An 8,319-nucleotide genomic window follows, 5' to 3' on the forward strand; every position below is an offset into this window, starting at 1 on the left:
TCAAAAACAGCCTCGTACCCCGGGGCTGTTTTTCTTGTGCCTATGGCCTTGTGGTATAATGAACGAAGTTTTAGGTTGGAGAGGAGAAATTTCACGCACATGGCTCAAGAAAAGGCTTCCGTTCAATTTGTGAAAGGCGCGGCGATACTTGGAATTGCCGGTCTTGTCTCCAAGCTGTTAGGCGCTGTATACCGCATCCCATACCAAAACATTGCCGGAGATATCGGCTTGTACGTATATATGCAAGTATACCCGCTGTACACCGCGTTGTTGATTCTAGCGACGGCGGGTTTCCCCATTGCCATCTCCAAGATCGTCTCAGAGCGCATCGCTGTCGGGGATGCGATCGGGGCGCGCAGGGCGTTTCGAGTAGCCAGTATATCGCTGGTCGTTCTCGGGATCTTTTTCTTCTTACTGTTATATGGAGGGGCACCTATGATTGCCCGTATGATGGGTGATGAGCATTTGATTACCCCGCTCCGAGCAGTAGCTTGGTCACTGCCATTGGTGCCGATGGTTGCGATCTTGCGCGGCTATTTTCAAGGGCATCAAAATATGATGCCGACCGGTGTCTCTCAGGTTGCTGAGCAGTTCATTCGCGTGATTTTCATTCTGGTTGCTGCATTCTGGGCGATGAACGTGTATCAGGACCCTTACCTGGCTGGTACAGGTGCCGTTTTTGCTGCTTTTCCAGGTGCCATTGCTGCTATTCTCGTCTTGCTTTGGTATTGGAGAGCGGACAAGAAGATGGGGCAGCTGTCCATCAGTCACGTACAGCAATCGGCAGCGCAATCGTGGACCAATCGTCAAATATTACGTCATCTCTTGACCTACGCCGTTCCGATTTGTATGGGCGCACTGGTTCTGCCGCTTGTACCACTTGTAGACTCGATGACCGTCGTCAATATGCTGCAATGGAGCGGGACCCCGGAGGACATGGCCAAGCTATTGAAGGGTGCATTTGACCGTGGACAGCCACTCATACAGTTTGGTACGTTTTTCGCCACGTCCTTGTCGCTAGCATTAGTGCCTGCAATCAGTGAAGCTGTTGCCCAGCGTCAGCATCAATTGATCTCTCATCGTTCCGAAATCGCGATTCGACTCACCTTCCTGTTGGGATTACCTGCTTCCTTTGGACTTGCTCTGTTGGCGGAGCCGATCAACGTTATGCTCTACGGAGACAGCAACGGTACCGAGGCCCTCGCCGTACAGTCCTTCACGATTATTTTCGCCACAGTGAGTATTGCCAGCGCGGGGATTTTGCAAGGCTTGGGACGCGTAATGCGACCTGCCCGCAACCTGTTTATTGGTGTATTGGTGAAGCTCATCCTCAATCTGGCGCTCGTTCCGTTCTGGGGTATTTCTGGTGCAGCAGTGGCCACTGTTTTAGCTTATTTGGTCGCCATGGGACTGAACGTTCTTGCGGTAATCAAATACACGGGAGCAAATATTGGATTCCGCCAAACGGTGAAAAAGCCATTTGTGTCCGTCGTGGTGATGTCGATTGTCGTGCTGATTGTGGAGTGGCTCGCTAATACAGTGCTCGGCGGTGCCGGACTTTCAAATCGCTTGTTCTATACGCTGGTAGGCTTGATGGCTGTCGGTTCAGGAGCATTGGTCTATTTGCTGGCGCTTTTGAAAACGGGTGGACTTACGAGAAACGATATTCAATTTTTGCCAAAAGGAAAGCGAATTGCTTCGCTGTTAACGAAATATAAGCTCCTCCCAGCGGAGAAAGCAAGAATGAACGAAAAGGAGGCGTGACGAGTGGAAATGAAGAATAAGAACATTACCGTAGTCGGTCTTGGTGCCGGAGATTTGGACCAGCTCCCTTATGGCATCTATCGTACGCTCAAAGCTGCTAAACAGCTGTATTTGCGCACGAAAGAGCATCCGGTCGTAGCCGAGTTGATCGCAGAAGGCATCGCGATTGAGTCCTTTGATGATGTATATGAGCAGCACGATACGTTTTCGGATGTGTACACCGATATCGTGGAGCGGCTTTTTTCACGGGTAAACGAAGCAGGCAGTCTTGTCTATGCCGTGCCAGGTCATCCTTTGGTAGCAGAACGTACCGTGCAGCTGTTGTTGGCAGAGGGACCAAAACGTGGAGTAAAGATCGAAATTGGCGGTGGACAGAGCTTTATCGATCCGTTGTTTGCCCGCCTACATATCGACCCGATCGATGGATTCTCTTTGCTGGATGGGACGGCGCTCGCTGCTCATCAAGTATCACCGGGTCTGCATACGATTATCGCGCAAGTGTACGATGCCTTTGTGGCTTCTGATGTAAAGCTGACCTTGATGGAAGTGCTGCCGGACGATTACGAGGTGACGGTAGCGACAGCTGTAGGGGTAGCGGGGCAAGAAATCATTGAGACAGTGCCGTTGTATGAACTGGACAGACTCGATCATTTCGGGAATTTGTCCCTGGTGTATGTACCGCCAACGAAGGACGAGAAGGTATCGTACCGCCAATTCTCCTACTTGAAGGAGATCGTGGCGATCCTGCGCAGTCCGGATGGATGCCCGTGGGATCGCGAGCAAACACATCAAAGCATCCGCAAAAACTTGATTGAAGAGACGTACGAGGTTTTGGAGACGATCGACGACGATGATCCAGATGCGATGTGTGAGGAACTGGGTGATTTGTTAATGCAAATCATGCTGCATTCGCAGATGGCAGCCGAAGATGGATATTTTTCGGTAGATGATGTTGTCGCGACGTTGAATGAAAAGCTGGTTCGCCGCCACCCGCATGTATTCGGGGAAAAGAGCGCGAATGATTCCGAGGAAGCGCTGGCGAATTGGCAGGAGATCAAAGCACAGGAAAAAGCAGCAAAAGGCATCGATGTAACGGTTCAATCACAGTTGGCGGGAATACCGCGTGACTTGCCAGCATTGATGTATGCGTACAAGCTACAGAAAAAAGCAGCCCAAGTCGGCTTTGACTGGGACGATATTGCAGACGTGTACAAAAAGGTAGAAGAGGAGTACCACGAGCTGCAAGAAGCATCAGAGGAAGAACGCGCTGGCGAATTGGGTGATTTGCTTTTCGCGGTGGTCAATCTGGCGCGCTTCCTGAAGCTCGATCCGGAGGAAGCCCTCGCATTGACCAACAACAAGTTCAAGAAGCGCTTTTCCTATATTGAAGGCAAGCTGCAAAAGGCAGGTCGTACCTTTGAGCAGACAGACCTACAAGAGATGGACAAATGGTGGGAGGAAGCCAAGCATGAGACTCGATAAATATTTGAAAGTGTCTCGATTGATCAAGCGGCGCACGCTCGCTAAAGAAGTGTGCGACAAACAGCGTGTAGAAATCAACGATCGCCCTGCAAAGGCGTCCAGTAACGTGAAAATCGGCGACAAGCTGGCGATCCGTTTCGGACAAAAAATCGTGTCGGTAAAAGTAGAGGACATCAAGGAAAACCCGCGCAAGGAAGAAGCGGCTTCGCTGTATTCCGTCATTGGCGAAGTTCCCGTTCCGCGTGATGAAAAAGAAGAAGACGCCTACCTCAAAGGGTAATGTGCGCGCAAAAAGAGACTGCCGAGAGGGCAGTCTTTTTTTAGGCTTTTTTCCCAATCAAAGGATATAATGAGAGTACCTGAAGGCATTTCCGAAGGGATGTGTGCTGTATGCAACAAAACGGAGTTCGAACAGGCTACTTTTTGTCCATTTCGCTTCTGCTATCATCTATCCTGTACTTTTTTGCCTCAAACTGGCCGCTTATGGTCAGGGAGCAAAAGATCGGCGTCAGTGTAGCAATCCTCGTTCTTTTTTATTTATTATCCTATGGACTGCGTTTCATCAAACGACATACGTTTTTGAGCAATTGGCTTCTGGTGGCTGGAGGCTTGGCTTTTGGCATCAGTGTGGCTTTGTTGGGGCAAATATACAATAGTCATGCCGATAGCTATATGCTGTTCGTCGTATGGCTCATTCCGAATTTGCTGTTCGCGATTTTGACGCGGTATCAGCCATTCTATGTCATCAGCTATGTCCTTGCTCATTTGGCGATTTATTTCTTTCTCCATCCATCCGTCATTCGTGTAGCGCGTGAAGACGAGTGGTGGTTTATGATGTTTTGGTTGATTGCCTTGGGAAATATCATCTTGTTCTGGCTAACCTCTACGGGGAAATTGCGTTCCAAGCCGATTTACTACTTATCGTTTCTGACGTTTTCTGTCAGTCTTTTCGGTTCATCCTTCACCGAAGTGTATGGTCCGCTCCCTGAGCTTTTATATGTCCTGACGGGCGGGATCCTGTTTGTCACGTTTTTAAAATGGGTGCCGAGTCGCGGGTTTCTGATTGTGACGGCTTCGCTGCTCTCGCTGTTTGTGCTCGTTAAATTCATATCCTACATGGTGAAGTATTTCTCAGAAGGCTTCTTTGTTTTGATGCTGCTGCTGACCGCACTCATTGTTTGGGGGGCAGTTGCAGGGATTAATTGGCTGCGCAAGGAATCAGCGTATCAAAAAAGCAAATGGGTTGTGTTTTTTCAAGAGGCATTCACGGTTCTCGTCACGACTATCGCCGCGTCCATTGGAGCTATTTCGATAGCAGGTCTGCTTTTTCTGATCATTGAAGAGGATACCGTTATTGATTTACTGTTTTTCCTTTCATTAATTGGCTTTATTGGCCCTGTGGTGTTTATGAGTAGGATGAATGCAACGGTACGATATACGCTGCTCACAATGGGGTATATATTGGGTGTCGGTTCTGTTCTGTTTTTAGAAGGAGCTTACTGGATCGTTTTCCTGTTAGTACTGTTATACGTTTGGAAAGCTGTCTCTGCCATTCCGGCGCGGCTTTTGACACAGCTGACCTTTTTAGTCGTCCTGGCTACGAAGCTGGATGAGTATCTGCCTTCCTTTGAATATGTGCTCTTAATCATATTTGCTACGCAATTGGCGATGCATTACGTAAAGCAATTGCCTGTCGTTTTGCAAAACAGCTCGTTGGTGTACGCCTTACTCTCGCTTTTGATCCTGACTGAGGAAAGGTTTCAATCGGGATCCATGAATGTGGTAGTGAATTTGGCTTTTTTCGCAGTCAGCACATATTTGTTGTACCGGACATTGCATCAGCAAAATAAGGTGAGATTCGGAATCGTGCTCGGTTTCTGGTTTGCCTTTCTCCTCATGAAGTACTACGACATGCTATGGAGCTTGCTGCACAAGTCATTGAGCCTGCTTCTGCTCAGCCTGGTGTTTTTCATCGCTACCTTGTGGTGGGATCGAAGGTCGAAAATCGAGTGGCCGAAAAACGAGCCTTCCCTTTTTGTGAGAAAAGCGCTTATGTTGCTTCCTGTCATTTTGCTGCAATTTGTTTTGGGTGGCTATCAAGTATGGAGCAGTGAGACAATCCTGGCCAACGGAAAAACAGTGAAGCTAGAGCTGGTTCCAATCGATCCGCGTTCGTTACTGCAAGGTGATTACGTCAGGCTTGACTACACCATATCTACCCTGGACCAGGAACAGGTTGACTCAGGGGATAAGATTCGAGTCGTACTGCGTCAACAAGCAAATGGCTTGCACAGCTACAGTGGCTATTATGAGATTGATGGTCAATGGAATCGTACCTACGAGCCTCAGTCATCGGATGTGGTGATTAATGGAAGCGCGATCGGTATCAATCGGGTGGAATACGGCATAGAAAGCTATTTTGTCCCCGAAGGAACTGGACTTGAAGTGGAGCGGAATGCCAAGTACGCTATCGTGAAAATTGGTGAGAGAGGCGATGCCATCCTGGAGAGCCTGTCGAAACAGTAGATATTCCAAAAGAAGAAGCTGCCTGTGTCATCGGGCAGCTTCTTTTGCGTGTAAACGTTCTTTGGAATTCAACGGAGCCATTACTTTTCATCTACGGAAGCCAAACGGTTTTTTCTTGCATTTGGTATCTTGCATTGGGATGTCGATCTTGCCGTATGATGTGCCGTTTTCGGAGTCTGCAATTGTAGGGACAGGCTTTTCCTGTACCATGCGAAGCGATTCGATCACTACCATCCCGCCTTGCAAGGAATTGCGGTTGATTCGTTTGGATGGGTCGACTTTTCCAAGCTGTGGGTAAAATCATTCGTTACCAGTCTGTAACCCTTTCCTGCCGAACATTACCTATCATAGTAGGGAATTATAGAGAAGGAGGCGTTACCGATGAACAAAAGCGTAAACAAAGGGATCTCGGTGCTGCTGGCCACCGCGGTATTGGCAAGTCCACTGATGCTCGAGCCAAAGGCGGCTTATGCTCTCTCTATTGAGGATGTCTCTGCAGACGATACAGGTGTGGATGAGGAAACAGAATATACGATTGAGTTTGAAATCAATAAGGACCTATCATCGGGTGACAGTATTTTCGTTAGATTCCCATCCGAATATTCGGTGGATAAAAAATTGAAAACATCGGATGTCACGCTAAAAGATGACGATAAAAACAAGATTTCAATCGACAACGTATACGTAAGCAAAAATGTGGTTGAGGTCGAAGTTGATGAAAAGATCAAAAAAGGTACTGTACTCATACTGACTATTGATAATATCACCAACCCAGAAGACAAGGGCAGCTACGAAATTGAAGTAAAAACAAGCGCGGAGACCAGCTACAAGGGAGATAAGATTACGATCACCAAGTCTTCAAGCAGCAGCAGTAGCAGCAGCAAGGGCGACTTCGAGGCTTCCCACAGCAGTAAGAATGCCGAGGACACCATCTCTTTAACGCTCGGAAAATTTAATCTCACCTCGAAAAGCAAGCTGAAAGAGGGCAAATACATTTATGTGAATTTCCCCTCCAAGGACATGCTGCCAAAGAGCATCAACAAATCTGATGTGAAGGTAAACGGGTACAAACCGGATTACGTCTCGATTCTTGATAACGACTCGATTCGAATTGAGATTCCGAGTGGTGCAGACGGAGATAGCTACATAAAGCTGGAGTTTACCTCTTCAGCAGGGATTGTAAACCCATCCAAGCCAGACAAGTACTATTCGTATGAAGTGGAATATGACAGCAAGGAATACAAGTCAAAAGATGTAGAGATTACAAACACAAGCAATACGCCATTCACCGTTTCTTTGTCGGACAGTTCAGCGGGAGCGCGTACGAGCTATACGTTTGATGTAGATCTCTCCACCAAGCTGGGATCGAACGCAGAAATCGAGGTCGAATTCCCAAGTGGGGTAACCATTCCACCGATTCTTACCAGCAACAGCGTCACCGTCAATAATGCTCAAGTGACGAATGTAAGTGTGTTGGGGAATAAGGTTTATTTCCGCACGCCTTACGGATTCACTAGCACGAATCGCGCGACCATCAAGTTTGCATTCGAAGGCTACTTGACCACTCCGAGAACAGCGGGAACATATACCGTGACGGCTAAAATCGACAACAAGACCTATAAGTCGAAGGAGTTTCAAGTTATTGGAGTGACTCCACCAGTCGCGGTGGATAACACATTGGCAACGGTTGGGCTGACGAGAGCGACTGCCTCTACTCCTGCTGGTATTTCAATCGGCATCAAGGCGATGGGTGCTCCGATTGTTCGCAATCAAGGCTTCATTGAAGTCGTACTCCCAGTTGGTTTCCGTGTTCCAGCCTACCTGCCAGCGAACACAGTAACGGTGAACGGTGTGGCCGCTAGCTTTGTTGGTGTGCGCGGACAAAATCTGATTATTATTCCTGCCCAGGATATTCCGGCAAAAACAGCAGCTCAGGTCAATATCGCCGAGACGGCTGGCATTGTGAATCCTGCTACGCCAGGTGTGTACAGCATTGGCGTCTACAACTCTGAGGAGAGAGGCTTGCTCTTCTCTCGTCCGGCGACCATCGTGACTCTGAATGGTGTGAGCTTCAAGCAGAGCGTTGCTTCTTTTACGAAGGCTGGTAAAACAACCGGACTCGCAGTGGCACCGTATACTGTAAATGGCAACACGCTGATGCCAACTACGTTTTTCCGTGATGCGCTCGGGTTTTCGATCAGCTACACCAAAACGACTGCCAAAGTCGTGAGCGGCAATACGGTTATGCAATTTAAGGTCGGTTCAAACGTAGCGACCATCAATGGCCAAAATGTAACGCTGCCTGCAGCGGTTCAGCTGAAAAACAACGTTCCTACCCTACCTCTTAAAACCATCACGGAGCGTACCGGTTACAAAATCATCTATGTGAACGGGAACTACACCGTATACAAGTAAGGACAATTAGAAGAAAACCCCGTATTTATACGGGGTTTCAGGTTGTAGATAAACACTACTTTTTGTTTCAAGACAAAATTAGACTTGTGTGGAGTTAGGTCCGAAGGACAAAAATAAGATAGCGTTTCCGGT

5 protein-coding genes are annotated in these 8,319 nt (G+C 48.1%); all 5 read left to right on the top strand.

Going from position 1 to position 8,319, the window contains the following annotated elements; all coding sequences use genetic code 11:
* The first annotated feature begins 99 nt into the window (after positions 1 to 99).
* The 5 genes from ACFVS2_RS30675 (at position 100) to ACFVS2_RS30695 (ending at position 8,187) form a co-directional block, all read left to right on the top strand.
* Positions 100 to 1,764, top strand: coding sequence for a putative polysaccharide biosynthesis protein (locus ACFVS2_RS30675; RefSeq protein WP_390240187.1), 1,665 nt, complete (start codon positions 100 to 102; stop codon positions 1,762 to 1,764).
* Positions 1,765 to 1,773: 9 nt separating this feature from the next.
* A complete protein-coding gene (gene yabN / locus ACFVS2_RS30680) occupies positions 1,774 to 3,246 on the top strand; it encodes a bifunctional methyltransferase/pyrophosphohydrolase YabN (RefSeq protein WP_390240197.1) in 1,473 nt (490 codons plus the stop codon).
* Positions 3,233 to 3,526 (top strand): RNA-binding S4 domain-containing protein, encoded by a 294-nt coding sequence (locus ACFVS2_RS30685; protein ID WP_007726420.1) that lies wholly within the window; start codon positions 3,233 to 3,235, stop codon positions 3,524 to 3,526. The genes yabN and ACFVS2_RS30685 overlap by 14 nt, the downstream gene beginning before the upstream one ends.
* Positions 3,527 to 3,636: 110 nt before the next feature.
* Complete coding sequence (locus ACFVS2_RS30690; RefSeq protein ID WP_390240189.1) at positions 3,637 to 5,772, top strand: GDYXXLXY domain-containing protein; 2,136 nt, start codon at positions 3,637 to 3,639, stop codon at positions 5,770 to 5,772.
* Between the two features lie 381 nt (positions 5,773 to 6,153).
* A complete protein-coding gene (locus ACFVS2_RS30695; protein WP_390240191.1) occupies positions 6,154 to 8,187 on the top strand; it encodes a copper amine oxidase N-terminal domain-containing protein in 2,034 nt (677 codons plus the stop codon).
* The last annotated feature ends 132 nt before the right edge of the window (positions 8,188 to 8,319 follow it).

Origin of the sequence: Brevibacillus sp. NPDC058079 (assembly GCF_042885155.1) — a bacterium.
Taxonomy (GTDB): Bacteria; Bacillota; Bacilli; order Brevibacillales; family Brevibacillaceae; genus Brevibacillus.